This is a genomic window from Methanomethylovorans sp. (assembly GCF_041305605.1).
Classification (GTDB): domain Archaea; phylum Halobacteriota; class Methanosarcinia; order Methanosarcinales; family Methanosarcinaceae; genus Methanomethylovorans.
On sequence record NZ_JBFYLB010000111.1, the window covers coordinates 1 to 25797 of the forward strand.

Genomic DNA, 25797 nt, shown 5'->3' on the forward strand with positions numbered 1-25797 from the left:
ATCTCATGCTTTAATCGGCAATCAATAAATATCTCCTCTACTATTTCCCTTTATGCTCCGCATATTATTTCTTGGAACCGGTGGCTCTCTACCAACACGTAATCGAAATCCATCTGCAATAATGATCAACAGAGAAGGGGAGCTTTTGCTTTTTGATTGCGGAGAAGGTACTCAACAGCAGATGATGCGCGCTAAAACGGGAATGAAAGCACTTACTTCTATCTTTGTCACTCATTTTCATGCTGATCACATGCTTGGTATTCCCGGGCTTATACAAACAATGTCTTTTCTGGGAAGGACCGAACCATTGCAAATATACGGTCCACAACGGGTGAATGAATTCGTTAAGGTCCTCACTGAGCTTGGTTATTACAAACTCCGTTTTGAAGTGGAAGCTATTGAGTTGGTTCCCGGAGAACTTGTTAAAAGGGATGGTTATTGTATCCAGGCTATTGAAACTGACCACAGTGTTCCAAGCCTTGGCTATGCACTGGTGGAGGAATCCCGAAGAGGCAGGTTCGACCGTGAAAAAGCCATTGCACTGGGAGTGCCCCCTGGTCCGCTCTTTTCAAAGCTGCATAGTGGTGTTAATGTTGAGGTCAACGGGCAGTTGATACGTTCCGAGGATGTTGTTGGGCAAATGAGGCCTGGCCGGAAAGTCATATATACTGGTGATACCAGGCCATGTGAGTCTATTCTTGTGGCTAGCAGCTGTGCTGATGTGTTGATACATGACGGTACGCTTGCAAGTGACCAGGATGAATGGGCAAAGGAATCAAAGCATTCTACAGCATTTGAAGCAGCTACTCTTGCAAAGGAAGCAGGTGTTAGCAGGTTGGTATTGACTCACATAAGTTCCAGATATACTGATGATGCTTCTCCTCTCCTGAGAGAAGCACAAGCGGTATTTGAAAATGTTATAATAGCAGAAGACCTGATGGAAATGGATCTTCCTTTGAAGGATGAATAGATCCAAAGCGATTCAAACTATTGTCCAGTCAAGCTTGTTACCATCTGCATCATAAAGAGAAACTTCCATGGTCCTATCTTCCAGTGGGATGGTAAGCGTTTTCACTCCAATGTACAAGCTGTCTCCGGGCTCGTAGCTGAACAATTCCGGTTTTGTCCTGCCAAAATAGACCCTGCCGCCGGATGCGATTTCCTCTACGGTGACGCCATACCAATCACCCTTGTTGATCACAGTTATTATCCTGCATTCAAATCTGTCTGATTCGCTGATCTCTTCCATACGATCACTCAAGTTACAGTATTCAATATATCATAAATTGGCTGGTCAATTTCAGGAATACATCCGGTTATCCATCACAGTACCATTCTTCTGGAGCAGTTTTCCCACGGATTCTTCAAAGTGTTTTCCCGTAACTTCTTCCTTATCTTCTATTATTGCCTGATGTAAAGCTGTTTTCAGGACCTTTTCTACAAGATCTCTTCCGGAGAACCCCTTTGTCATCTCAGCGATCCTCTTTACGTTTACGTCTTTTACAGGCAGTGGAAATGTGGAGATATTTGTTTCAAGTATCTTAAACCTCTCTTCCTCATCAGGTAATAAAAATTCTATCTCCTCTTCGAATCTGCTTCTTACTGCGGGGTCAAGAGTGTTCGTACGATTAGTAGCACCAATGGTACAAATTCCATCTCTTTCTACTATCCCGTCCATTTCAGTAAGCAAAGCATTTACTATCTCTGCAACATCTCCTCTCAGTTCCTGGTGGCGTCTGTCCAGGGCAATAGCATCCAGTTCATCGATGAAAATTATACAGGGGGCCATATCTTCAGCTCTATCATATAACTGGTGGATCTGCCTCGCACCTTCTCCTACGTATTCTCCTATCATCTGTGTAGCTTTTACGGGAAGTATGGGCACATTTGCCTTATTGGCAAGGGCTTTTGCAAGCATTGTCTTGCCCGTACCTGAAGGCCCGAAGAATAGCACATTGCGGGGTGCCCATTTACCGAATTTCTCCGGTTGTTCCAGATATTTTTCAATCAATTTGCACTTCTGCTTAGCATTATGTTGTCCAACTACATCTTCAAAAGAAACGTTACTATGAAACTCCACAGTAGGGGTAGTAGCGTTATCCTCATGAACTATTATTGAGGTTTCCATACCGATAACTGATTCAGGAGGCTCTACTTCCTTTATCCTGTACGCAAAATCAGGATACATCCTCCTGTCAAATAGATATTCGCCTTTGCGTGCAATGTAGCCATTCCACTGTTCCCGGGCATAAAATTCAAAAACTCCTGCATCCTCTATTTCCGGATAATCGTCCAGAACACTGCTCAAGGGATAGCCTATTGGCTCAAGGACAAGGAGTTCTGCTGTCGATTCTACCGGTTCGAATCCGTCTTCTCTACTGTTTTTATGGTTTGTGCGTTGCACTGATCGGACTATGCTCTCAACTCTATTCGTTTTCTAATTGCACATAAAGATACTTACAGATATTAAACTTACCCTTCTTCTAATCAGTCCTTTCTATTGCTAATTCGGCCGGATTAAAGTAGCAAAAAGAATATAATCATAATTAATATAATATATGTCGTATATTTAATTGGATCAGTCTATTCGGGAGCTCTGAAAACAGATGATAATATGGGCAAAGGCATTTTTTTCAATGTTTCTCGTATTTATATTATCTACATTGCTGCCTTATACGGGAATAAGTGGCAATGCTGCATTCAAAATACAATTAATTCTAATATTCTGTGTTTGTATTTTTGTTTTTTATCTTTCAGTTACTTATTCTCTTTCTATTTCGAAAACTCAGGTTCCTGTTAATGGTGAAGTTAATGGTGAAGTACCTCGTTCTCAGGTTCCTATAGTTGGTGATCTCCTTATGTCTCAGGCTCCATCTCTTTCAGCTCATAGTTTCAGATATGAGCTTCCGGAGATAACATCTCTTCTATCACCTCTCTCAGGGACAGAGGCCGGTATTATTAACATATTAGGCCAAATTGGTGAATTAACCGATTGTACAAGGTGCTCGGTCTATGAATTACAAGGCACAGTCAAGATAGCTAAAAGAAGGCACTCATGGGTGAGAAATGGAGCTGATGTGGGAAAGGATGCATTCCATAATTCCCGGATGAAGATGTTTCCATGGATATTTAGCAGTATCAATAACAAAAAAGCCGTTTATATTCAGGATGTATTGACATCTGCTAAAGAAGCAACCTCCGGTCTAAAATTGCTGCAGACGCAGGTAAAGAACTCGTTCATTGCCATTCCCCTGGTCGATGAGGGAAACGTCTTTGGGTTCATAACTATTGAGGACTCTAAAATAACCGCTTCATTGGAAGAAGGACCATACGATTTGATTTTTTTGTCAGAGCTACTTAGGTTAGCAATAGTGCAAAAAAAGTTCATTGATGAGCTTTCTTTATTCAAGAACCTCGTTAACAGGTCAAATGATTATATTATCGTAATAGATCGCAATAGCTCCAAGGTACTGGATGTCAATGAGACGCTCTGTACTCAGGCAGGTTATCTAAGAACAGAGTTCATGGCAATGGAGCCTGATCTTTTAATGGATACAGTAGGTAATTTCTGGAACGGGGCTTTCTTTGAAACATGTGGGGATCACTATCTGGATGTTGATTCAAGCTTCAAGGCAAAAACCGGAAAAAAGATACCTGTGGAGATAAATGTTACTTTTATAGAACACAATGACAGTGAATATGTTCTTGCAGTTGCCAGGAACATTACCGAGCGTAAAGAAAGAGAAATAATGCTACAAAAGACTAGGGATCGGGTGGAACTTGCTCTTAATGGTGCTGATCTGGGCATATGGGATTGGGATGTAGCTACTGACGAGCTTGTTTTTAATGCACGTTGGGCTGAAATGCTGGGTTATCAGGCTGGCAGCCTTCCTCGCAATTTCAAAGCAATCGTTGAAATGATCCATGAACCGGAAAGGAAAAGAATAACTTCTGTTTTCAGAGACACTAGGCCATCGTCACCTTTCTTTGAGGAGGAATTTAGCATTATTACCCGGAGTCGCGAATCTAATTGGTTGCTTGTGAGGGGTAAAGCTACAGAGTTCGATAATGAGGGCAAAGCTTCCAGAATTACCGGAACTGCTATGGATATAACTCAACGCAAACTATCGGAAGACCGACTTAAACAATATGCAGATAAACTACAGCGGTCAAATGAAATGAAAGAGTTGTTCACGGATATCCTGCGTCATGATCTGCTCAATCCGGCGGGAAATATAAAAGGATTCACCGAGCTGCTGCTTGAGGTCGAGAACAATGGGCCGAAACGGTCAATGCTTGAGAAGATCCAGAAAAATGATGATAAACTCATTGATATGATCGATACTGCCGCCAAGTTCGCTAAACTTGAATCTCAGGATGAGCTTGAATTTTCTATAATGGACCTTGGGGATTTGCTGCGCAATGTAAATGAAAACTTGCGACCTATGGTGGAATCCAAGAAAATGGAAATTATCATGCGGTTTTCTGGAGCTCACAGGTCAGCTGTTAATCCCATAATTGAAGAAGTATTTGCCAACTTTCTTACGAATGCTGTGAAGTACAGTCATGAAAGAACATCTATACTCATTGATATATTTGATGAAGGTAATGTGTGGAAAGTAGCTGTCAGTGATCAGGGTGAAGGCATTTCTGGTGCTGATAAACCTTACGTTTTCGACAGATTCAAGAGGGTTACCAAGAAAGGTGTCAAAGGTACTGGTCTTGGCCTTGCCATCGTTAAAAGAATAGCTGAACTGCATGGAGGTGATGTGGGTGTGGATGATAACCCGGAAGGTAAGGGTAGCAGATTCTGGATTAGGTTAAATAAAGCCTGAAATACAGCTCGGCAACAAGTTTAAGGCAAATACTTTCTATCGGGGTCTAGCTGTGGATGGGACCTATTTTTGGAGGTATATGCTGAGATATTGAAACGTATGACGGAAACTGCTTCAGAAGGCGCTTATTATTGGTACTGGCTCAGAGCTGAAGAGAGGAAAAGTTTATGTAAGAGAGATACATGTATAGGGTGCTCGTGCCAACAATGCGCGACACCTGCTCATGTGCCGGGGTAGGGTAGTGGTTATCCTGTGGCCCTGTGGAGGCTACGACCCGAGTTCGAGTCTCGGTCCCGGCCCCTTAATACTTATTTTTTGACTATAATTAGTTTAATTGGGAATAAGCAGGAATAGTTTTTCAGGACTTTATTCTAATCTCTGCCTTTAGTTAGTGATATTTGCATTACAATGACAGGTAGAGTAATAATCCGTAGTTAGCAATATCTGCATTGTCAACTATTTATCATTAAAGCTTTAAAAGAAGAGATCTTGCACAATTTATGTAAGTATTAAAATGAACAATTCTAGTTTAATGGTCTATGAGAACTCGTCGAGTTTAAGCTGTCTGCGTGGACAAACCTCGCCCGGTATCTCCAATGGATATTCACTTGTCAGGCATGCAAGGCACAAGTCTTCTTTTTCAATACCTATCGCTCGCACCAATCCTTCTATACTCAAATACCCCAGTGAGTCAGCATTGATTACAGCTTCTACTCCCGCTACTGTTTTGTGGGCAGCTATCAGTTCATTTCTGGTGCCCATGTCTATGCCAAAATAACATGGGGCTATTATAGGTGGGCTGCCGATCCGTGCATGGATCTCTTTTGCACCGGCACGTCTTATCATATCTATAATGCGTCTGGAAGTGGTTCCGCGCACTATACTGTCATCTATAAGGACTATTCTTTGATCCTTTATATTCTCGGAGATCGTGTTCATCTTTAGGCGCACAGCAGTCTCGCGCATTGCCTGACCTGGGAGGATGAATGTTCTGCCGATGTATCGGTTCTTCATGAGCCCTTCGTGGTATTTTATATTGGCCTCATACGAATATCCTATGGCAGAAGTTATCCCGGAGTCCGGTACCGGTGAAACAATATCTGCTTCTACCGGATGTTCGCGTGCAAGTTCCTTGCCTATCTTCTCACGCACACTGTAAACGAGTTTGCCATTGATTATCGAATCAGGACGTGCAAAGTACACATATTCGAACACGCAGTGTGCATGGTATTTTTCCTGTACCAGGCGATGGCTTTCATATGTGCCCTCTTTGAAGACAAGTAGTTCTCCTGGTTCCACGTCTCTTATCAGTGTCCCATTCAGGGTATCAATGGCAACACTTTCAGATGCAACTATAAAGCCTCCGTCTAGCTTTCCTACACACAATGGTTTAAAGCCAAGCGGATCGCGCAGGGCATACAGCTGGTCATCGATAAGGATGGCGAGAGAGTAAGAACCTATAAGCCTTTTCACTACATTGGAAATTGATTCTATGGGGTCATGGCGCAACAGTTCTTTTACAAGGAATTGGGCAATTATCTCCGTATCGGAACTGGTGATGAATATGCGGCCCTCGGATTCCAACTCGTCACGCAATACATTATAATTTGCAAGGTTCCCGTTATGGGCTATAGCTATGGTACCACTCTTATAATTTACTATCAGGGGCTGACAGTTTTCAATTTTTGAGTCCCCGGTGGTGGAATATCTTACATGGCCTACGCCTACGTTGCCTTTAAGTTCCACTAGGTCCTTCTTTACGTATACTTCGGGTACTAGGCCCATCCCTTTAATAGATTTGACGTGCAGGCCATCATGTACTGTGATGCCTGTGGACTCCTGTCCTCTGTGCTGTAGGGCATACAGGGCATAATATATCTGAAGAGCGGTGGGATTGTCTGCGGATGCACCATCATGCATCACAACTCCCACAACACCACACTCCTCTTTCATCTATGCCCCAAAAGAGAAAACAGTATTATACTCAGAATTTGCACTTACGTTCCCATTTGTAACTTCTCATACGCGGTGTCCTGCCAAAACCACATGCAGTACACTGCTTTGTATGGATATTAAGTGATACGCTACCGCAGCGCCTGCATGTCACATGTGTGCGCTTTTGCCTTTTTCCCATCGAGGGAGTACCTTTTGACATTTATCATCACCTTATTGAACTTTTTCGTCTCTCTGTTTAATTATCGTGATAAGTACCATCTGTGTGTTAACCATGTATCAAGCGAACCTCAGACAGTATCATAGGATAAATATGTTACGGGGATACGTATACTACGTTGTCACCCCTTATTATTACAGTACCTAGTTTCCTGGTCTCCCCTTCTCTCAACTCTTCAGCCTCCTCGAGAACAAGGTTCATGTGTACATCGTAGCCCTGCAAATTTCCTCTGAACTCGCGGGCGCCTTTCAATCTCACAATAACAGGTGTGTTCAAAGCATTGTTCAGTATATCAAGAGGTCTGTTTCCCATTTAAAGCCGCCTCATCTAAATAAATCAAAGTAGTCCCGAATGATATGTATCAACGGAATGATAGCATTATACTGGTCTCCAATGTGTATAGTCAGATATAAAACTATCGAACATACTATTATACTGTTGTTATGGGGGCAGGGCATAGATGGCTGTTGACCATAATGTATTTAGAACATTGTCCATATCTCTTGGCATATCATATATCTTCAGTTCTTTTTGAAGAAACACAAAATGGTGAACATAATGTCCGTTGCTCCCGTGGTAATGACTATAGCAGGTTCAGACTCAGGTGGCGGCGCAGGTATTGAAGCTGATATCAAGACTTTCGCAGCCTTGGGGGTACATGGTACCTGTGCGATAACTTCGGTCACTGCGCAAAATACCAGGGGTGTGCTCAGCATCTATGATCTGCCTTCTCATGTGATAAGTGAACAGATAAATGCCGTATGCTCTGACATGGATGTCAAATGGGCAAAAACCGGTATGCTCTCCTCTGCCGAGATAGTTGCGGTTGTGTCAAACGAGGCAAGGTCCCATGGATTATCTCTTGTGGTAGATCCTGTGATGGCAGCTGAGGCAGGTGGGGATCTGTTGCGTAAAGATGCCGTAAGGGTACTTAAAGAGGTGCTACTTCCATTTAGTAAGGTGGTAACTCCCAACATCTATGAAGCACGTACGCTCTCAGGTATCGATATTAAAGATGTTAATGATGCGAAAATAGCAGCAAAAAAGATTGCGGAATTGGGTGTCGAAATCGTAATTGTCACTGGTGGCCATCTGGATGCATCTGACGTGGTATATGAATCTGTTTCCGAGACATTCACTGTGCTACCAGGCAAGTTCCTCGAAGGGGGTACGCACGGGTCCGGGTGTACATATGCTGCATCCATTACTGCCTTCCTATCTAAAGGATATTCGATTATCGAAGCTGCTGCGCTTACCAAATCCTTTGTGGAAAAAGCCATTGTCAGCAGTATGAAAGTAGGGCATGGGGTGGGTCCTGTAAACCAGTTGGGTTCAACTCTTAGGGATGTCCATCGCTACGAAGCTCTTCAAAATACTATTTCAGCTACTGAGATCCTGGTCTCGTGTGATGAGTTCGGGAAACTCATTGCGGAAGTGGGCTGTAACATTGCCATGGCTACCCCTGAAGCTTCTGTAGCTACAGACATAGCTGGTGTCAGCGGACGTATCTTATGTGTAAGGCATAAGCCTCACATTGCAGGTAATGTGGAATTAGGAGGTAGCTATCATGTGGCAAGAATGGTTCTTGCTGCTATGGAATTTGATCCATGGGTAAGGGCGGCTGTCAATCTCAGGTACTCGAAAAAAGTTTTGCATATATGCAGGGATATGGGACTTACTATCTCTTCCTTTGACAGGGCTGATGAGCCGGGGCAGACCAATACTATGGATTGGGGTGTGACCTATGCAATTGGGAATTTCAGTTCAGATACTTTGAAAAAAGTGCCCGATGTTATATATGATAATGGTGGTGTTGGCAAGGAACCCATGATACGGCTATTTGGGAAAAGTGCTGAAGAGGTAGCCCATAAAGCAGTTAAGATCGCAAGGGTATATTCCGGTAGCAGTGACCTTGATGGTAATTATATCGATGGTTGATCTGCCTTCCCGTAATATGGTGGAAGTTTATTCATTTAAATGGATGAGAACATGCAGGATTTTATTATAATTGGACATAAAGCTGTAACTACAGGAGGCTTTTCACTTAATGACATGCCCGGTTCTGCAGGAAGGATGGATATCCTCTGCAGATGCATCAATTCGGTGTTTTTTTTGTCACATGATCTAAGAAGAGACGTGCAGGCCCACCTGCTGCTTCTTGGTGATCCGAATCCTCCCCGGATCATACGTTTCAACGGAGAAAAACTACGATATCTGAATCCGGATGAAAGAAGCGCAGGTGCGTTGATAAAAAAAGCATTGGAATTAAATAATATCTCTTCCCTCGAAATCCGTTCGACGCCTGGGGTGTGGGTACGTCAAGCTGACCTGCGCACTTTGTTGGATGAATTTACCGGGGATGGTCGCAAGATATTTTACTTCAGGGAAGATGGTGAAGATCTAAGGAATATAACTGAAGGGATCAAAGACGGCGTTTTCATCCTTGGGGACCATCTTGGACTTACGGAAGAGGAAGAAAACCTTGTACTTGAAATGTCCGCAGGTACTATATCCGTTGGGCCTCTTTCATTGCATGCAGACCATTGTATCATCCTTATACACAATGAACTTGACAGAGTTATGATTGATCAGATACAAAGATAACTGTTTTATCCTGGTTCACCGTTAGAAGACCAGGACGTAAATTCAGAGTGATCAGATGAGCATATTCGATACCGCTAAGATGATAATCCATGAAGGGCCGATCTGCGACCATTGCATGGGAAGGCAATTTGCAAAGTTATCTACAGGCCTTACTAATGCCCAGAGAGGTAATAGTCTTAAGGTGGCACTTTCTATGGAGGGGCACCGTATACACAAAGAGGAAGGAGATGATTCTCTCCTCCGGGAACTTGCTCCCAGTTGCATTTCTGCACGAAAGGTCCTTGGCATGGTTGTGGAAGATGAACGCTGCTGGGTATGTCTTGGTTTGTTCAGTGACCTGGATAGGTGGGCGAACCTTGCCGTTGCTGCACTTGAAGGTATGGAGTATTCCAGTTTTCTTGTAGGCACCAAAGTTAGTGGTCTGCTTAGTGAGAACGAAGAGATCCTCTGGAGCGAATGTGGGATTGCCCATGCTGAACAGTTAAAAACTGAAATGAACAGGGAGGTAGGGAAGTTAATTGCATCCAAGACCGGCAAAGTAGTTGACTTCGAGCAGCCTGAGATAGTTGTGATGCTTGACATTGCTGCCGAGACCCTTAGTCTGCAGATAAAATCTCTTTACATTCAGGGCCGCTACAAGAAACTTGTAAGGGGGATCCCACAAACAAGATGGCCATGCCGCAGTTGTAAAGGAAGAGGATGTGAAAAATGTGGTTTTACCGGTAAGCAGTATCCGGAATCTGTAGATGAGCTGATAAAAAAAGATGTTATCACTGCAACTTCTGCTGCCGATACTGCGTTCCATGGCGCTGGAAGGGAAGATATAGATGCTCTTATGCTTGGAAGTGGCCGGCCTTTTGTGGTGGAGGCCATCAATCCCAGAATTCGTACCATCGATCTGAAACAACTTCAGGGTGCAATAAATACCCATGCCTCCGGGAAGGTGGAAGTTCATGATTTGCAGATCGTATCAAAGGAAATGGTAGAGAAGTTGAAATCCGCTCATGCGGATAAAGTATATAACCTTAAAGTTACATTCACTGACCCAGTTTCAAAGGAAGAGCTAATATCAGCACTGGGAAGTCTTTCAGGTGCAGAGATCCAGCAAAGGACGCCTCAGCGTGTATCTCACAGAAGGGCTGATCTAACCCGAAAAAGGTCTGTGCATTCCATAGAACTTTTAGGATTGGAAACGGACCATGCGATGATGAGGGTCAGGTGCGAGGGTGGTCTCTATGTCAAGGAACTCGTATCCGGTGATCAGGGACGGACAGTTCCAAGCCTTACCGGGATACTAGGTAAACAGGCAACGGTTACGGAACTTGATGTAGTGAACGTTGATATTTGAACTATTATCCATTAATCACAATACATACAACGGAGAAGAATTATGTCACATGGTGAGAGGCACTGTACAAGGTACAAATTGAAGAAGACTATAAGGGAAAGGGGAATTTCCCCGGTAAGTAAGGCTATCCAGGAGTTCAATAACGGGCAGATGGTACACATAGATATTGACCCAAGCGTCCAAAAAGGAATGCCAAACCCGAAATTCCAGGGAAGCACAGGTAAAGTAGTTGGTCAGAGGGGCAGAGCTTATCTATTGCAGGTAAGGGACGGAAACTCTATGAAAGAGGTAATTTCCCTGCCGCAGCACCTGAAACCCCAGAAGTGATGGTAATTCTACCCTCACTGGCAACACTTTAAGCTTATTATCGATAGATATATCTTGATGAATGAGTATAAGATATATGTTTCTCGATATAGAGTTCCACATACTGTAGGACACATTAAGAGTGTATTTAGATGATAGTTAAGAACATTCTAAGTGAAGAACTTCTGACCATCTCGGAGGTCAGGGAGATGCTCAATGAGATCATGGAAGAGCGCCTCAATAAAGGGGATGAGCTCAGGTACGAACTACGTAAGGCTATAAACCATGCAGAGATGTTCTCCAGGATGAGCGCCCAGAAGTCACGGGAACTCGTTAACAAGCTCATGGAGTTGGAAAAGATGAAACCCGAAATTGCCGTACGGATAGCTGATATAGCTCCTCAGACAAGGGATGAGCTCAGAACTCTGTATGCAAAGGAAAGGTATACTCTTTCCGAATCCGAGCTGGACTCGATATTGGATCTTGTGAGCGAGGCACTAGAATAGATTTATATTTGAATATCCCATTTTTATTTTGATTGTTGTATGCAAGCATAGCGGTTAGTTTCACGGAAGTGTTTAGTATGATGACAAGGGGAAAATCACCTGACAGAGAGGATTATGCATGGGTCATAGATTATCTGCCCTATGGCAGTAGTGTCGATTCCAAGCCATCCTATCAGAAAAAACCTCTCCTTCAGGCTGTAGGGGAAAAACACTTTGTCCTCATGGAACTGGTGCCAAAGGAGAACACAGTACCTCAGATCCAGTCAAGGGTTTATATTGGCGAAGGGGATCGTGATGTTATTGATCATGTTAAGCACAGGATCGGTTTCAATGAGTTAAGCCATGGTTCTCAACTAGAGCTTCCATACATGCTTGAAAAGATAGTGCTTCTTGATGAGCAGCGTTTTGTGGATTTCTTTAATGATGCACATCCTATCACCAATCGGTTGCACATGTTGGAACTACTCCCGGGTATCGGGAAGAAACTCATGTGGGCTATCATCGATGAACGCAAGAAAGGCACGTTTACCAGCCTTAAGGAACTTCATGGAAGGATAGGAAGCCTGCACTCTCCTGAAAAGATCGTATCTAACCGTATAATCGATGAGCTCAAGGATGATAACATCAAATACAGGCTCTTCACTATACCTCCCCGGCGTTCCAAGCAGGAATAAGGGGTCATATCCTTGGTTCGCAGTATACTCCGCCATTATGGCATACACGGAGGGCAGCACGACCAGCATTTTCTGGTGGATGAGGGGATACTGGACAGAATAGTTGAGTCTGCAAATATCGTTCCCGGTGAGACTATTCTGGAAATTGGTGCGGGTATAGGCAACCTGACAGAACGTCTTTTGTGCCAGGCCGATAAAGTAATAGCAGTAGAACTTGATTCAAAGCTTGTGGCTGTATTGGAAGACAGGTTCAGGGGAGAGGAAAAACTACAGATTATCCATGGAGATGTTCTGAAAGTTGAATTGCCTACCTTCGATAAAGTGGTTGCGAACCTTCCCTATTCGATTTCTTCAGAAATAACCTTCAAACTCTTCAAACACGATTTCAAGCTGGGGGTACTCATGTACCAATATGAGTTTGCCCAGCGCATGATAGCAAAGGCGGGATCAGATGACTATAGCAGACTAACAGTGAACACTTCATACTTTGCAGATGCTTCTATAATAATGAAGGTTCCAAAAGGTGCTTTTTCGCCTCCGCCTCAAGTAGAGTCTGCGGTAATAAAGGTATGTCCAAGACCAGCTCCTTTCAATGTAAATGACAGGGATTTTTTCCTGAAGTTCGTTACAGCTATTTTTACAAAAAGGCGCAAGAAAATAAAGAATTCTATCATAGAAAGCAACCACATGCTAGGTATAAAGAATGTCAGACAAGTGGTTTCCAGATTGCCGGAGGATTTGATGAAACTGCGCCCTGAAAACCTGGATCCGGCGCAACTTGCTGCACTATCCAATCTGATACTTGTAATCCAGCAGGAGGTATGATGCCCTGCATCACATACAGGAATGCCTCTGTGGAATTTGTTGATGAGGTATATGAGCCGGCCGAAGATTCTTTTCTGCTTGCGGATTCAGCTCTTGCTTTTGTGAATAAAGGCATGAAAATACTGGAAATAGGCACAGGTACAGGTTTTGTTTCTGCGGTCATACAAGCCAATTTTGAGGTGGATCTCCTTGCAACGGACATAAATCCACATGCTGTTAGATGTGCATCTGATAATGGAGTTTCAACCATAAGGGCAGACATGTTCTCTGCTTTCAAGCCAGCCCAGTGTTTTGATATGATCATTTTTAATCCGCCTTATCTGCCCACCTCCCAGGATGACAAGGTTCCCGGATGGCTTAACTATGCTTTTGATGGTGGTGCTGACGGTACGGAATCTCTTCGCAGGTTCCTTAAAAGCGTAGGACCTCATCTTTGTCCCACGGGAATCTTATTGCTTCTGATCTCGTCACTCACTGGTATCGAACAGGCAAAATACTGGATGGAAGAGGCAGGTCTTGAAACGGAAGTTGTATCAAAAGAAAAGTGCTTCTTTGAGGAACTGGTCGTCTTAAAGGGCATTCTGAAGGCTAAGCCGAAGGAAAACATAAAGTGACCTTTAAAGGTCACATGAAAGAATCTATCAATTCATCCACCAAGGCATGATCTATAGGTCTGCTAATAAGAGTTCCATCTTTTAGTACACTAAACCCATCTTCAAGGATAGGTTTTTCTTTCTTGTAGAATACTCCTATGGGGATTTTATCTCCCCATTCAAGAGATCTTTTAAACGCAGTTACCCGGTCATCAGGCATATATCCTTCTTCGTCAAGCCGATATACCCTTTCTCCATACCACTTGAATGTATTGATCTTATTGAAAGATACACAAGGCTGCAGAATATCCACTAATGCAAAACCCCTATGTTTTATCGCTTCTGCAAGGATACCTGTCAAATGCTCGATATTTCCTGCGTATCCTCTTGCAACAAAGGAACAATCCAGAGAGATTGCAAGAGCCAGGGGATTGAGCGGAGTATTAAAAACACCATGGGTCTGAACCTTAGTTTTCATGCCCAGTTCACTTGTAGGAGAAGCTTGGCCCTTGGTAAGGCCATATATCTGGTTATTATTTACGATAGTAGTTATGTTAGGGTTACGTCTGATAGTATGCATCAGATGATTGCCGCCTTCTCCATAGGCATCCCCGTCCCCACCCACCGTCAGGACCGTCAATTCATGGTTGGCTATTTTTGCTCCGGTGGCCGGAGGCAATGCTCTTCCATGCAGCCCGTTAAATGTATTACATTTCATATAATGGGGAAGTTTTCCTGCCTGTCCTATACCAGACATGATCAGAACTTCGTGTGGTTCCTTGCCGAGATTAACCAGTGCTTTCTTGATCGCTTTAAGTATGCCAAAGTTGCCACATCCGGGACACCATTCGGTTTCAATGTCAAGATAATCTTCCATTGTGACCATCAGATCACCTTCTTTTCATGCAGGGCATGTATTAAATATCCGGGAGTGAAAGGCATACCATCATACCTTAACAAGTTTATGTCAACGGATATGTCTGCCTCTGTTTTCAATAGTTTTGCGAACTGTCCGGTTGCATTACTCTCCACACAGATGGTAGTACCTTTTTCCAATATTGTATTTTTAATTTCTTCTTTGTTCATGGGGAATATGTGGGTAAAATGTACGAGATTCATACTTTGTCCTTCCTCATTCAGCAGATCCACAGTTTCTGCAAGAGGGCCATATGATGATCCCCATCCAATAAGAGTAACATCTGCTTCCTGAGGTCCGTACACTTCAGGTGCTTCCATTTCCTTCGCAAGTCCATTAAGTTTCCTCATTCTCTTTTCCATCATGCGGATACGGTTATCAGCTGTCTGGTCAATGTGTCCCTCCTCATTGTGTTCGTCACTGTCGGCAACAACCACATGTCGGCTCTGGCCAGGCAGAGCACGGGGTGAAATGCCATCTGAGGTAATGGCATAACGCTTGTATGTTTCCATGGTTCCAAGTTCATCATCAGATAACAGCTTTCTATCGATGGTGATCTTTGAAATATCGAACCGCTCGCATGTGAACTGTGAATCTGCGAGGTATTGGTCACTCATGATAAATACAGGTACCTGGTACTTGTCAGCCAGGTTAAAAGCCTTTGCCGTGAGATAGAACGCATCATCAGGGGTCTTAGGGGCAAGTATACACCGGGGAAACTCTCCCTGGGCAGCATGCAATGCGAACAACAGGTCACCCTGTTCTGTCATTGTAGGCAGCCCAGTGGCGGGTCCGGGGCGCTGGCCAAGGAATATCACGGCAGGAGTTTCAGTCATGCCTGAGAGTCCCAAAGCTTCAGCCATAAGACAAAATCCACCCCCTGATGTGGTCGTCATGGCTCTGGCACCGGCAAAGGAGGCTCCCAATACCATATTAAGAGCACTGATCTCATCTTCTGCCTGTTCCACTACCACCTTGAACCTGTCCGCGTGTGCAGCTACATAGTTCATAACTCCTGTTGAAGGGGTCATAGGATAAGCGGCAAGGAATTGCACGCCTGCTGCAAGTGCACCAAGCCCTACAGCATCATTTCCATCTATAAGCATCTTCTGTGATCTTTGGATGACCTTTTCAAAAGAGTATTTACATCTTCCTGAATAATTTCCCTGTGCATATTCATATCCGGCTCTTGCAGCCTTTATATTGTCACGAATTATGTCTTCTCCTTTTTTTGCAAAAGTATGCTTTAGCACATCTTCCAGAACTTCCATGTCACAGCAAAGCAAGCCCAGTGCAGCTCCGGTGGCCACGGTGCTTGCATACAACTTATTGCCACCTATCTCTTTTGCTATTTTCTGGAATGGTATATCGAATATCTGTTTGTTATCGCTGGAGATTTTGACCTCTTCCCTGTCCAGCAGCACCATTCCATCATTGATCTCTTCCATATGCTTCTCGATCGATGTGCTGTCCAGTGCTATTAGCAAGTCCACTCTGTCAGATATTGCTCTTACCGGCCGGTCACTTACTCTTATCTGGAAATAGTTATGTCCGCCACGTACTCGTGACAAATAGTATTGTGTTGAAAAAACGTATAAACCACTTTTCTGGAAGGTCTGAGCCAGTGCAATTCCTATTGTTTGTATGCCTTGGCCAGCTTCCCCTCCTATCTTTATGTTTATGTCATGGTCCATTTTCTCTCCCTCTTCATTTTATTGTTAGGTGCCAGAATATTTAAAAAATGTTATCTCCTGAAAGAATAGTGTGAGTTTTAAATATATGCATTATCTTGCCTTAAATATTATAGAGGATATGCATTTATATCATTTGCCCATAGTTTAATGTACTATACACTATATTATATATGTCGCAGAATCATCCATCTCTAATAACGAGCAGGTATATATACTTACAATTATAATATTGCAAATATAATTAATGATAATGGGCTTCAGTGATAGAATGGAACGCATCCCCACAGGCATAGAAAATCTTGATAAGAAAATGGGTGGAGGCTACCCACAAGGAAAAGGAATACTTTTGACAGGTGTTCCGGGTACCGGTAAGACTATATTTGGGCTCCATCTGTTGTACCAATCCTGTTTGGATGGTAAGAAATGTGTGCTTATAGCAACCGAAGAATCTCCCGAAGACCTGTTGGAGCAAGCTGGAATGCTTGGCTTGAAACTGGAGTCCTTCCTGACAAATGGTCTGCTTACTATCAAACAGGTCTTGGAAATAAGGGCAGGGGCAGTGGCCAGAGCAGCTCATATTGTAGAGGGGTTCAACAACACTGAGATAGATCTTATTGGAGAATGTGAACTTGACAGATCCTTCAGGCATGATCAGGTGGGTTTCAACATTGGTGAGATGGATCTTGTCGATGTGGTTAAACTAATTCCTGATGATACCAACGTAGTGGTCGTTGATAATCTCGGAGTGCTCACCTTTGGCCTGGACATCAAGCAGTTCAGGGATAAGTTCGACACCCTCAATCGTGTCCTATCCGCTAAGCATATCACTGTAGTTTATGTAATGGATGACGCTGCATACCAGTTAACTCATCAGATAGCTGATTATTCGACCCATGGGGCTATAAAACTATTCGTGAAGGAAAATCCATATACGGGGAAAATGGAACGTTTCCTGAGTATTCCAAAGATGCGTAGTACATCGATATCGTTGGACTTTACTTTATTCGAGATCACTGCCTCAGGGATTCAGCTCAAAGGTTCCAAGGGTAAGCTTGTCGATGTGAGTTAAAGGTGTGGGATACCGGATAAATTTCAGCATGTGATCCTGGTATCCTGCAGAATGACCATTTCAAGGGGATTAGCTTGTTTCAGGATACAAGCGCATCAGCGTTTCAATAGAACAATATATGCATAGCAGTAGCACCTATAGGTATGGAGAATACAATATGCCAGATGAACCAAAATCCAAAGTGCTTATAGTAGACGATGAGCCCATGAACGTGGAACTTCTGCAGGCATATTTGGGCTCTGAATATGTGACAGTTTCGGCATCCAATGGTAAAGAAGCACTTTCAAAGGTGAATGAAGAAAAGCCAGATATTGTACTACTTGATGTAATGATGCCGGAAATGAATGGTTATGAGGTATGCAAACTCCTTAAGGCTGCTGAAGGCACTCAGCTCTTACCGGTAGTGATGGTGACAGCACTCTCTAACAGGGAAGATCGAATAAAGGGTGTAGAGGCTGGAGCTGATGATTTTCTGATAAAGCCAGTGGATAAAGTGGAACTGACTGCAAGAATAAGATCTCTTCTTCGAATAAAACACCTGCACAACAGTTTGCAGCAGGAAAAGGACAAACTTGAGATGCAGAACCGTGTCAGGTCTGTACTTACGAGGATAATTCCAACTCTTTTCAAAACCGTACCCTTGGAACAGAAGAACATGATCGTTCATCAAATGACAAATATGGTAGTGGAATCCATGATAGAGGGTCTTATGGGATATGAAGACCAGAATGGCAAAAATAATCCTCTGGGGGATGTTTGTTGTCTGCTGATGAACCAGCTTGGAGGCAGCTTTAAATCCAAACCTGATGCAGAAGATAATAATTCTTTTTACTTAAAGGGGACCAGTTGTCCCTGGGGGGCTCAGGAAGCACAGTTGAATCCAATTCTATGCAATCTGACAAGGGGGGCTTTTGCAAGACTGGCTGAAAGAATAGATGATGAAATGGATGTAGAAGTGCTCTCAACTATGGGTAATGGCGATGAGCAATGTATCTTCAGATTCAGTAAGCAAGGCTGATCTCCAATTAATGAATGTTCCTTACCTTCTCTCGTGCAGGTCTAGTATCCTGATGGCAAGATGTGCGGCATTCGCACCGTTATCGATACCGACGCTTGCTACAGGGACCCCGGGTGGCATCTGAGCAATAGATAATAAAGCGTCAAGTCCCATCATTTTTGCACTTACTGGCACTCCTATTACCGGCTTTTTTGTTTTTGACGCAATAACTCCTGGTAATGCAGCGGATAGTCCAGCAATTGCGATAAATACCTTTGCGCTGCTCCCTGCAATATATTCATCAAGGGTGTCAGGGTTGCGGTGTGCTGAGATCACCTGCACATCATAAGTATACTTGCTCTCATCCAGTATGCTTGTTGTACGGTTCGCTATGGCGCGGTCTGATTCTGACCCCATTATGACTGCTACATCTGTCATTATTATCTTCCTCAGGGAAACTTGCCTTTGCCGCTAAGTTCCTGCTGACGTTCTATACTCATTTCAATAAGTATCTTGAATATCGATTTCACAGGATCTGTATCAAGGTTGAATTCTATAGCGTTATCTACTGCCCTATCAAGGACAACCTTATTCTGGGTCTCATCATTGATAGCCAGACCTGCTTTTCTTTTTGACTCAAGTACTTTTTCCGCAAGTTCTGTGCGCTTCTTAATTAGGCCAACGATGTTTCTGTCTATACTTTGGATCTCAGCACGTATTTCTTCCAGTGAACTCATTTTTACTCCAAGCCGGCGAGTTTTTTCGCTCCTTTATTATATATCTTAGTACTTATCAGGCTTCCGCTTATGCCAAGCTGAGACCAGCTTTCCTTCAATTTTGATCTGGAAACAGTATCCACAAGCGCGACATAAGATGGTCCGGTACCTGAAAGTGTAACTCCTTTTACTCCAGCCTCAAGGGCCAGCATCATTGGCTCTGTCTCAAAACCTAGAGCGCTGCAATAGAGGAATCCATTAAGGGTCATTGCTTCTTCATAGCTTCCCTCTAAGGCCAGTTTATATGCCATATCTACCCAAGGGGCAATTGACCGTGAGCGAGCTACATTGGTAGCTGAACTAAAAGACTTTTTTTCAGGGGCGAAGATAAGCACATCTTTTTCCTTTTCTTCCCTGTGTTCAAGTTCCTTAATCTTGTTATCTGTAACCACTACGCCACCAAAAAAAGAAGCACATGCATCATCAAAGGCACCTGTGATGCTAACGCCAACATCTAAAGCAGCCTGCACTCCAAGTCTTACGGCATCAAGAGGTTTCATTTCTTTTCCAAGGGCATCCAGGGTGGCAAGGACTGTGGCGTTGGCCGCTGCACTACTGCTTTTTAATCCGCTGGCAAGAGGGATTTCACTCCTTGTTTTAACCGAACCTTGCATCTGTATATCGAAATATTGCAGGACCAGTTCGACAGTTCTTTCTATAAGCCGTGTATCTGCGTCAGGCTGACCTTCTATAGTGCCTTCTATACGTCCTTTGTCATTATGCAGCTCCACATCTGCAAACGTCTTAAGGTCCACTGCGAAAGCTGCACCTTTCCAGGTAGCTATCGCATTTACTATTGTGCCGGCACCCAGAGCATATGCGTGTCCCGTATAAGTCATAACATCCCTTCTTTTGCAGCAGTCTTTTTTCTGCAATGTCCTGTTCTGGAACTTAGTATGCATAATGCTATTTAAAACATGGTCAGGAAAATGCATAGACATTTTAACCTTTGGACAGATTAGTTGTTACCGCTTGCAAATGTAGAACGATAATTTTATTACAGATACATGTAACTATAATAGCGACCCTCAGGTAGTATAATATATCTCAAAACTGGAGCAGTCTTATATACGCTACCGTTGGCATCAACAGGCAGAATATGCCTTCTCAGACAGACCGGCTTCATTCTGTACTGATATTCAGCCATATACGTTCAGGCATGTTGTCAGAATAGCCTCAAGACATTGGGTGGCTTGTCAGTTTAAGAGCAGGAAAGTTTGGAACAGGTGCCTTCCGAGGAAGGGATTCTTATTGCATTGGACTTACAATTTGCAATGCATGCTATAGGCAGGATTACGGAGTAGATCAGATGAAAGAAGTAGTGTTTGGAACAAAGGACGACAAGCAACTTATGTATCTTCCGGAAAAGTGCATAGGGTGTGGAACTTGCGTCATGGCATGTCCGAAAGGAATTATTACCATCGGTTCCGTGGGGGCTGTTGCCAGAGGCCTTATTGACAAGGACTACCTGGAGAACGATCCTTCAGGCTGTATAATGTGTGGCATATGTGCCAAGACCTGTCCCACCGGTGCATTGGATATGAGGCAGGCTGGAAAATCCATCAATGACAACACATACGTTAGCTTTGTCCTTAAGGATACAACTGTGAACGAGAACTGTGTGCACTGCGGATTATGCGAACAGATCTGTCCTCAGGGATGCATAGAAGTAAGGCAGTGGCTGGCATCTGACGGTAGTGTAAAGGTAGATGGGGAGACCAAGATCGACAACGATTGTTGTGTACACTGTGGATGGTGTGCTTCCGTATGTCCCGTAGATGCTATCACAGTTCAGAAGCCGTTTGCCGGAATATGGGTAAGAGATGAGGATACCTGTACAGCCTGTCGTACATGTGTTGATACTTGTCCATGTAATGCTCTTTTCAACCCCGAATGGGAAGCCGGGGAGAGGGTAGATAAGGTAGCTCAGCGCGCTGATGCATGTATTTACTGCGGAGCCTGTGACATGGCCTGTCCTGTAAATGCTATTACCGTAACTAAGACTCAGATCATTCCCGAGGTGGATAAGAAAACCATCATCGAGAAAAAGCTGCTCAATGTCAAGGCACCGAGACCCACGCTTACTTCTGTGCTCATGACCGATGAGGGAGCCTGCCTCGGATGCGGTAACTGTGTTATCATGTGTCCTGTGAACGCTCAGGCCAACAAGAACCTTGCTGCAGGCTATCTCAATGAAGTGGAAAGCAAGAAGATCCTTGAGGTAAGAAATGGTACTGTCAAGGTTGTCAATCAGGACGTATGCGGCTCAGACGGCGCTTGTGTGATGATCTGCCCCGTAAATGCTATCTGGTTCGAGAGAAGGGAGTGTTAGATATGGCTGGAACGATTGCAATTAAAAATGGTTATGTGTTCGATCCTCTTAACGAAGTCAAAGGGGAAAGGATGGATGTTTTCATCAGGGATGGAAAGGTCGTAAGAGAGCTTTCTGCATCTGAGATGGATAACGCCAAGGTCATAGATGCCAACGGCATGACCGTTATGGCTGGTGGTGTTGATTCTCACTCACATGTTGCCGGTGCGAAGGTTAACGCCGGTAGAATGATGAGGCCGGAAGACCACTACAAATGCTACATGAAGAAAACCCCTCTTACTCATTCCGGTTCCGGATACACTGTTCCTACTGTGTATCTTGGTGGGTATGAGTATTCCAAGATGGGGTATACTACTGTGTTCGAAGCAGCAGTACCACCACTTGAAGCCCGTCACACTCACGAAGAAATGCGTGCAACACCCATGCTGGATATGGGAGGCTACCTGGTACTGGGGAACAACTGGTTCTTGATGCGGTATATGCACGAAGGCGACTTCGAGAAAGCAGCTGCCTATGTAGCATGGATGATGAGGACCCACAAGACATACGGTATAAAATGTGTGAACCCTGCCGGTGTGGAAAACTGGGGATGGGGAGAGAATGTTCACTCGCTGGACCAGGCGAACATCCACTTCGAGGTCACACCCACAGAGGTTATCAAGAACCTCACGGAGATCAATGAACACCTCGGTTTCCCGATGCCATTACACCTGCATGCCAACAACCTCGGACACCCGGGTTGCTGGGAGATAACAAAGGAATCCCTCAAGATCCCAAGCAATGTAAAAGGTAAACCTAACGTGGATGTGGAATGGGCAGAAACAAAGATGAATGCAAAGAGGCATGAGTCAGTTTACCTCACGCACTGCCAGTTCAACGCATTCGGTGGAACTTCATGGAGAGATTTTGAGTCCGGTGTAAAGGGCATAACTGACTATGTCAACAGCAAAGACCATGTGGTAATGGACAGTGGTTGTGTGCCATTCGGTGATGCAACTGTAATGACAGGTGATGGGCCGGCCATTCATGATCTCTATGTACTTACAGGTAACAAGTGGTCCAACACTGATGTGGAATGTGAGTGCGGCTCAGGTGTACTGCCATTTACATATCTCAAGAGCAATCCTGTGCACAGTGTTCAGTGGGCAATGGGTCTGGAAGTGCTGCTATACGTAAAGGATCCCTGGAAGTCCATCATGACAACTGACAGCCCCAATGGCGGTCCGTTCACTAAGTACCCACTCGTTATGGCATGGCTGATGTCCCTCAAGGCCAGACAGGATACTATAAAAGAATGTCACAAGTGGTCTCAGGACAGGAGTGGACTGGGAGGTGAGGAAAGAGAGATGTCTCTATATGATCTTGCTATCCTTACCCGTGCCAATCCTGCAAGAACGATTGGTATGGCATACAGAAAAGGAACTCTTGGTGTGGGAGCTGACGGTGATGTGTCCATTTACAACATTGATCCGACAAAGCTCGATGTGAATGACTACGAGACCCTGATCAGGAACCTGCAGAACTCGGAGTATACTATTAAGGACGGAGAGGTCGTTGCCCGCCAGGGTGAGATCGTGGCCATACCACAGAAGAGGACATATTATTCTGACATCAAAGTTCCGGATGCTGATGAAAAACACATGCTTGAAGATGTAAAGGAGTGGTTCAGGTATTACACGTTAGGCTTCTCTAACTACCCGACGCCTGACAGGTATCTTGCAAACCCGACTCCAATGACCGTAAATCCGTTGAGGTGAGTCAATGGCAGAAGTTACACTTAGACCAAAAAATGATTTTGATATAATGGTGGAAGCAGAGGTCATAACTCCTGACAATTTCACCGGCAAGAGTGCAAAAGAGATTGGTGCGCTGGTCGTATGGCAGGGGCCGAAGGAGCTGCCTCTTTCCAATTTCTTCGATGTGCAGGGTAACGGAGGAAGCTCTGCACAGGAAACTACTATCTTTGTCGATGGTGATGTTCCAAGGGTAAAGAGGATCGGACAGCAGATGACTGCCGGAAAGATCGTCATAAAGGGCTCTGCAGGAATGCACGTTGGTTCCGAGATGGCTGGCGGGGAGATCGTTGTCGAAGGAGATGCTGAGTCATGGGCAGGCATGGAGATGAAAGGCGGCCTGCTTCACATCAAAGGTAACACCAAGGACCATGTAGGATGCGCATACCGTGGCAGCTGGCATGGCATGACCGGTGGTCGCATCGTCATTGATGGCGATGCAATGAACCAGGTAGGCGGCGGCATCAGTGGTGGCGAGATCATCATTAATGGTAACGTGGACAATTTCTGTGGCATCCGTGCAAATGGAGGCCTTATAGTTGTCAAGGGCGATGCCTTCAGGACAGTAGGGGCTGAGATGACAAATGGTATCATTGTTGTGGGAGGCCACATTTCCAGGTTCACTCCAGGATTCCAGTATCAGGCCACAGAGAAAGACCTCAAGTTCGGTGATCTCGAATGCCCGGGCGAATACAAGAAGTTCGCAGGTGACTATGCAATACCCCAGAAGGTAAAAGGCATAATGTATGTATCTAGCGAGTTCAACGGGGGTCTGTAAAATGGTATGCATTGAAGCATTACTTAATACGGGAAGTACCATCGACGAAGGAAGGCTTGCCAAGGGCGGTGACAAATACTCTGATGCATACACAAAGGAGTGCGCTGTCTGCTGGCTTAATGAAGTGGATTACGCAGCATTGGGATTCCCTGAGAAGGTAAAGGTTATAAGAAGAGATGGACAGCGTTCAGTTGTAGTATATACCAAGTGCACCAACGACATGAGGTGCGGACATGTTTTCATGCCAAGGGCCATATGGGCTAATGTGGTAGTTGAGCCGTCCACCTTCTCCACAGGTTCACCTCTGTACAAGGGAAGTCTTGTGACCGTCGAGCCCGCCGAGGGCGAGGTGCTCAGTGCGGAAGATGTTGTTCTCAAGGTGTACATGGGAGGTGAATAAGGTGGTTGCAAAGAACATTATATGCCCGGTATGCGGTGCATCATGTGACGATATTATTGTGGATCTCAAAGGTAACACTATTGATGTCCAGAATGCCTGCAAGATGGGTAATGCCAAGTTCCAGGAAGTTGTGAGCAAGCATAGGATAAGGGAACCCATGGTAAGAGAGAACGGCAAGCTGAGGCCTGCAACATGGGACGAGGCTCTGGACCGGGCTGCTCAGATCCTGGCAAAGTCCAGAAGGCCCTTCTTCTTCATGGGCAGTGAAACAGCCATTGAGGCACAGGAAGTCGGTCTGCACATGGGGGAATATCTTGGAGGCGCAGTTGACTCCAACGCCACCATCTGCCACGGGCCCACAGCAATGGGTATCCAGGAAGCCGGTAGGTCAGGATGTACTGCAGGACAGTCAAAGAACAGGGCAGATGTGATCATCTACTGGGGAACCAATCCTCTGGAATCCATGCCCAGGCACATGTCCAGGTATGGTGTTTTCCCAAGGGGATACTGGACCAAGAGGGGAAGGTTCGATCGTACTGTCATTACAGTGGACCCAAGAAAGACGCCTACAACCGCTGCATCTGATCTGCACATACAGCTTAATCCCAACACCGACTATGAACTGCTGAGTGGATTGTTCACCATCATCAATGGTAAAAAGCCACATCCTTCTGTGGAAGAGATAACCGGTATTCCTATTGAGGTCATGGAACAGGTTGTCACGGTGATGAAGGAATCAAACTTCGTGTCCATCTATGTAGGTCTTGGTGTTTCTTCATCATACGGGAAGCACAGGAATATCGAGATTGCACTGAACCTTGTGAAGGAAATGAACAACTATACTAAGTGTACCATCGGGGCACTGAGAGGACACTGCAACGTAGCAGGTTTCAACCAACTTGCATCTTACCTCTATGGATACCCATTCGGTCTGGATTTCTCAAGGGGCTACCCAAGATACAATCCCGGAGAGTACACCTGTGTGGACCTGCTGAGGGATAAGGATACAGATGCAGCACTAGTGCTCAGTGCTGATCTTGTATGTCACATACCTGCGGATGCTGCAGAGTACATGGCACAGATCCCAATGGTCTGCATTGATATTGCACCATGTCCCACCACCACTGCTTCTGAAGTGGTGCTGCCAGGTGTCATCGATGCAATGGAATGTGACGGTA

The 25797-nt window shown here is 44.6% G+C and carries 27 protein-coding genes and 1 tRNA gene; 18 read left to right on the forward strand and 10 right to left on the reverse strand.

Annotated elements, in window-relative coordinates; all coding sequences use genetic code 11:
- Window positions 1-52: 52 nt before the first annotated feature.
- A complete protein-coding gene (locus ACCM36_RS06890) occupies window positions 53-970 on the forward strand; it encodes a ribonuclease Z (protein ID WP_370573017.1) in 918 nt (305 codons plus the stop codon).
- Window positions 971-982: 12 nt separating this feature from the next.
- Here the strand turns inward: ACCM36_RS06890 and ACCM36_RS06895 are convergent, their stop codons facing one another.
- Window positions 983-1249, reverse strand: a complete 267-nt coding sequence (locus tag ACCM36_RS06895) for a hypothetical protein (RefSeq protein ID WP_370573019.1) — start codon at window positions 1247-1249, stop codon at window positions 983-985.
- A gap of 51 nt (window positions 1250-1300) precedes the next feature.
- Window positions 1301-2404, reverse strand: coding sequence for an AAA family ATPase (locus ACCM36_RS06900; RefSeq protein ID WP_370573020.1), 1104 nt, complete (start codon window positions 2402-2404; stop codon window positions 1301-1303).
- A gap of 454 nt (window positions 2405-2858) precedes the next feature.
- Between ACCM36_RS06900 and ACCM36_RS06905 the strand changes: the two genes are divergently transcribed.
- Both ACCM36_RS06905 and ACCM36_RS06910 read left to right on the forward strand, forming a co-directional pair.
- On the forward strand, window positions 2859-4835 hold the full coding sequence (locus ACCM36_RS06905) for an ATP-binding protein (protein WP_370573021.1): 1977 nt from the start codon (window positions 2859-2861) through the stop codon (window positions 4833-4835).
- 227 nt (window positions 4836-5062) lie between these two features.
- Window positions 5063-5134, forward strand: a tRNA-His gene (locus ACCM36_RS06910).
- 238 nt (window positions 5135-5372) lie between these two features.
- Here ACCM36_RS06910 and purF read toward each other — a convergent pair.
- The 3 genes from purF to ACCM36_RS06925 all read right to left on the reverse strand — a co-directional run bounded on the left by purF (window position 5373) and on the right by ACCM36_RS06925 (window position 7320).
- Entirely contained in the window at window positions 5373-6788 is a 1416-nt protein-coding gene (purF, locus tag ACCM36_RS06915; RefSeq protein WP_370573022.1) for an amidophosphoribosyltransferase, read from the reverse strand.
- Between the two features lie 31 nt (window positions 6789-6819).
- On the reverse strand, window positions 6820-6990 hold the full coding sequence (locus tag ACCM36_RS06920; RefSeq protein WP_321418991.1) for a 50S ribosomal protein L37e: 171 nt from the start codon (window positions 6988-6990) through the stop codon (window positions 6820-6822).
- A 114-nt stretch (window positions 6991-7104) separates the two neighbouring features.
- Window positions 7105-7320: an LSM domain-containing protein gene (locus ACCM36_RS06925; RefSeq protein ID WP_015324131.1), complete on the reverse strand. Its 216-nt coding sequence runs from the start codon at window positions 7318-7320 to the stop codon at window positions 7105-7107.
- 246 nt (window positions 7321-7566) lie between these two features.
- On the opposite strand from ACCM36_RS06925, the gene thiD reads away from it, so the two are divergent.
- The 8 genes from thiD to ACCM36_RS06965 all read left to right on the forward strand — a co-directional run bounded on the left by thiD (window position 7567) and on the right by ACCM36_RS06965 (window position 13885).
- Window positions 7567-8946: a bifunctional hydroxymethylpyrimidine kinase/phosphomethylpyrimidine kinase gene (thiD, locus tag ACCM36_RS06930; RefSeq protein WP_370573024.1), complete on the forward strand. Its 1380-nt coding sequence runs from the start codon at window positions 7567-7569 to the stop codon at window positions 8944-8946.
- A 51-nt stretch (window positions 8947-8997) separates the two neighbouring features.
- On the forward strand, window positions 8998-9612 hold the full coding sequence (trmY, locus tag ACCM36_RS06935; RefSeq protein ID WP_370573039.1) for a tRNA (pseudouridine(54)-N(1))-methyltransferase TrmY: 615 nt from the start codon (window positions 8998-9000) through the stop codon (window positions 9610-9612).
- A 55-nt stretch (window positions 9613-9667) separates the two neighbouring features.
- On the forward strand, window positions 9668-10960 hold the full coding sequence (locus tag ACCM36_RS06940) for a tRNA pseudouridine(54/55) synthase Pus10 (protein WP_370573025.1): 1293 nt from the start codon (window positions 9668-9670) through the stop codon (window positions 10958-10960).
- Window positions 10961-11002: 42 nt separating this feature from the next.
- Entirely contained in the window at window positions 11003-11287 is a 285-nt protein-coding gene (locus ACCM36_RS06945; protein ID WP_015324135.1) for a 50S ribosomal protein L21e, read from the forward strand.
- A 131-nt stretch (window positions 11288-11418) separates the two neighbouring features.
- Window positions 11419-11772 carry an RNA polymerase Rpb4 family protein gene (locus tag ACCM36_RS06950; RefSeq protein WP_370573026.1) on the forward strand — a complete coding sequence of 118 codons (354 nt, stop codon included), beginning with the start codon at window positions 11419-11421 and terminating at the stop codon, window positions 11770-11772.
- 77 nt (window positions 11773-11849) lie between these two features.
- On the forward strand, window positions 11850-12446 hold the full coding sequence (locus ACCM36_RS06955) for a DUF655 domain-containing protein (RefSeq protein WP_370573040.1): 597 nt from the start codon (window positions 11850-11852) through the stop codon (window positions 12444-12446).
- A gap of 12 nt (window positions 12447-12458) precedes the next feature.
- The gene (gene rsmA / locus ACCM36_RS06960; protein ID WP_370573027.1) at window positions 12459-13271 is read left to right on the forward strand and encodes a 16S rRNA (adenine(1518)-N(6)/adenine(1519)-N(6))-dimethyltransferase RsmA; all 813 of its coding nucleotides are present in this window, start codon (window positions 12459-12461) and stop codon (window positions 13269-13271) included.
- On the forward strand, window positions 13271-13885 hold the full coding sequence (locus ACCM36_RS06965) for a HemK2/MTQ2 family protein methyltransferase (RefSeq protein WP_370573028.1): 615 nt from the start codon (window positions 13271-13273) through the stop codon (window positions 13883-13885). The genes rsmA and ACCM36_RS06965 overlap by 1 nt, the downstream gene beginning before the upstream one ends.
- Window positions 13886-13895: 10 nt before the next feature.
- On the opposite strand, the gene ACCM36_RS06970 is transcribed toward ACCM36_RS06965, so the two are convergent.
- Together ACCM36_RS06970 and ACCM36_RS06975 are read right to left on the reverse strand one after the other, a co-directional pair.
- On the reverse strand, window positions 13896-14750 hold the full coding sequence (locus tag ACCM36_RS06970) for a 2-oxoacid:ferredoxin oxidoreductase subunit beta (RefSeq protein WP_370573029.1): 855 nt from the start codon (window positions 14748-14750) through the stop codon (window positions 13896-13898).
- A complete protein-coding gene (locus ACCM36_RS06975; RefSeq protein ID WP_370573030.1) occupies window positions 14750-16474 on the reverse strand; it encodes a 2-oxoacid:acceptor oxidoreductase subunit alpha in 1725 nt (574 codons plus the stop codon). Before ACCM36_RS06975 ends, ACCM36_RS06970 begins: the two co-directional genes overlap by 1 nt.
- 250 nt (window positions 16475-16724) lie before the next feature.
- Here ACCM36_RS06975 and ACCM36_RS06980 point away from each other — a divergent pair, with 250 nt between their 5' ends.
- Together ACCM36_RS06980 and ACCM36_RS06985 are read left to right on the forward strand one after the other, a co-directional pair.
- The gene (locus ACCM36_RS06980) at window positions 16725-17543 is read left to right on the forward strand and encodes an RAD55 family ATPase (RefSeq protein ID WP_370573031.1); all 819 of its coding nucleotides are present in this window, start codon (window positions 16725-16727) and stop codon (window positions 17541-17543) included.
- Window positions 17544-17700: 157 nt separating this feature from the next.
- The gene (locus tag ACCM36_RS06985) at window positions 17701-18561 is read left to right on the forward strand and encodes a methanogen output domain 1-containing protein (RefSeq protein ID WP_370573032.1); all 861 of its coding nucleotides are present in this window, start codon (window positions 17701-17703) and stop codon (window positions 18559-18561) included.
- 21 nt (window positions 18562-18582) lie between these two features.
- Here the strand turns inward: ACCM36_RS06985 and purE are convergent, their stop codons facing one another.
- The 3 genes from purE to ACCM36_RS07000 are packed head-to-tail and all read right to left on the reverse strand — an operon-like array spanning window position 18583 to window position 20155.
- Window positions 18583-18978, reverse strand: coding sequence for a 5-(carboxyamino)imidazole ribonucleotide mutase (gene purE, locus ACCM36_RS06990; RefSeq protein ID WP_370573033.1), 396 nt, complete (start codon window positions 18976-18978; stop codon window positions 18583-18585).
- Between the two features lie 11 nt (window positions 18979-18989).
- Window positions 18990-19277 (reverse strand): chorismate mutase, encoded by a 288-nt coding sequence (locus ACCM36_RS06995; RefSeq protein WP_370573034.1) that lies wholly within the window; start codon window positions 19275-19277, stop codon window positions 18990-18992.
- Between the two features lie 2 nt (window positions 19278-19279).
- A complete protein-coding gene (locus ACCM36_RS07000) occupies window positions 19280-20155 on the reverse strand; it encodes a shikimate kinase (RefSeq protein ID WP_370573035.1) in 876 nt (291 codons plus the stop codon).
- Between the two features lie 470 nt (window positions 20156-20625).
- On the opposite strand from ACCM36_RS07000, the gene ACCM36_RS07005 reads away from it, so the two are divergent.
- From ACCM36_RS07005 to ACCM36_RS07025, 5 genes are all read left to right on the forward strand, one after another.
- The gene (locus ACCM36_RS07005; RefSeq protein ID WP_370573036.1) at window positions 20626-21648 is read left to right on the forward strand and encodes a 4Fe-4S binding protein; all 1023 of its coding nucleotides are present in this window, start codon (window positions 20626-20628) and stop codon (window positions 21646-21648) included.
- A 2-nt stretch (window positions 21649-21650) separates the two neighbouring features.
- Window positions 21651-23405, forward strand: a complete 1755-nt coding sequence (locus ACCM36_RS07010) for a formylmethanofuran dehydrogenase subunit A (RefSeq protein ID WP_370573037.1) — start codon at window positions 21651-21653, stop codon at window positions 23403-23405.
- Between the two features lie 4 nt (window positions 23406-23409).
- Window positions 23410-24219 carry a formylmethanofuran dehydrogenase subunit C gene (locus tag ACCM36_RS07015; protein ID WP_370573038.1) on the forward strand — a complete coding sequence of 270 codons (810 nt, stop codon included), beginning with the start codon at window positions 23410-23412 and terminating at the stop codon, window positions 24217-24219.
- Between the two features lie 10 nt (window positions 24220-24229).
- Entirely contained in the window at window positions 24230-24619 is a 390-nt protein-coding gene (locus tag ACCM36_RS07020; RefSeq protein ID WP_370573042.1) for a molybdopterin dinucleotide binding domain-containing protein, read from the forward strand.
- A partial coding sequence (locus ACCM36_RS07025) for a formylmethanofuran dehydrogenase subunit B (RefSeq protein WP_370573043.1) occupies window positions 24585-25797 on the forward strand: 1213 nt, incomplete at its 3' end. The genes ACCM36_RS07020 and ACCM36_RS07025, both read left to right, overlap by 35 nt.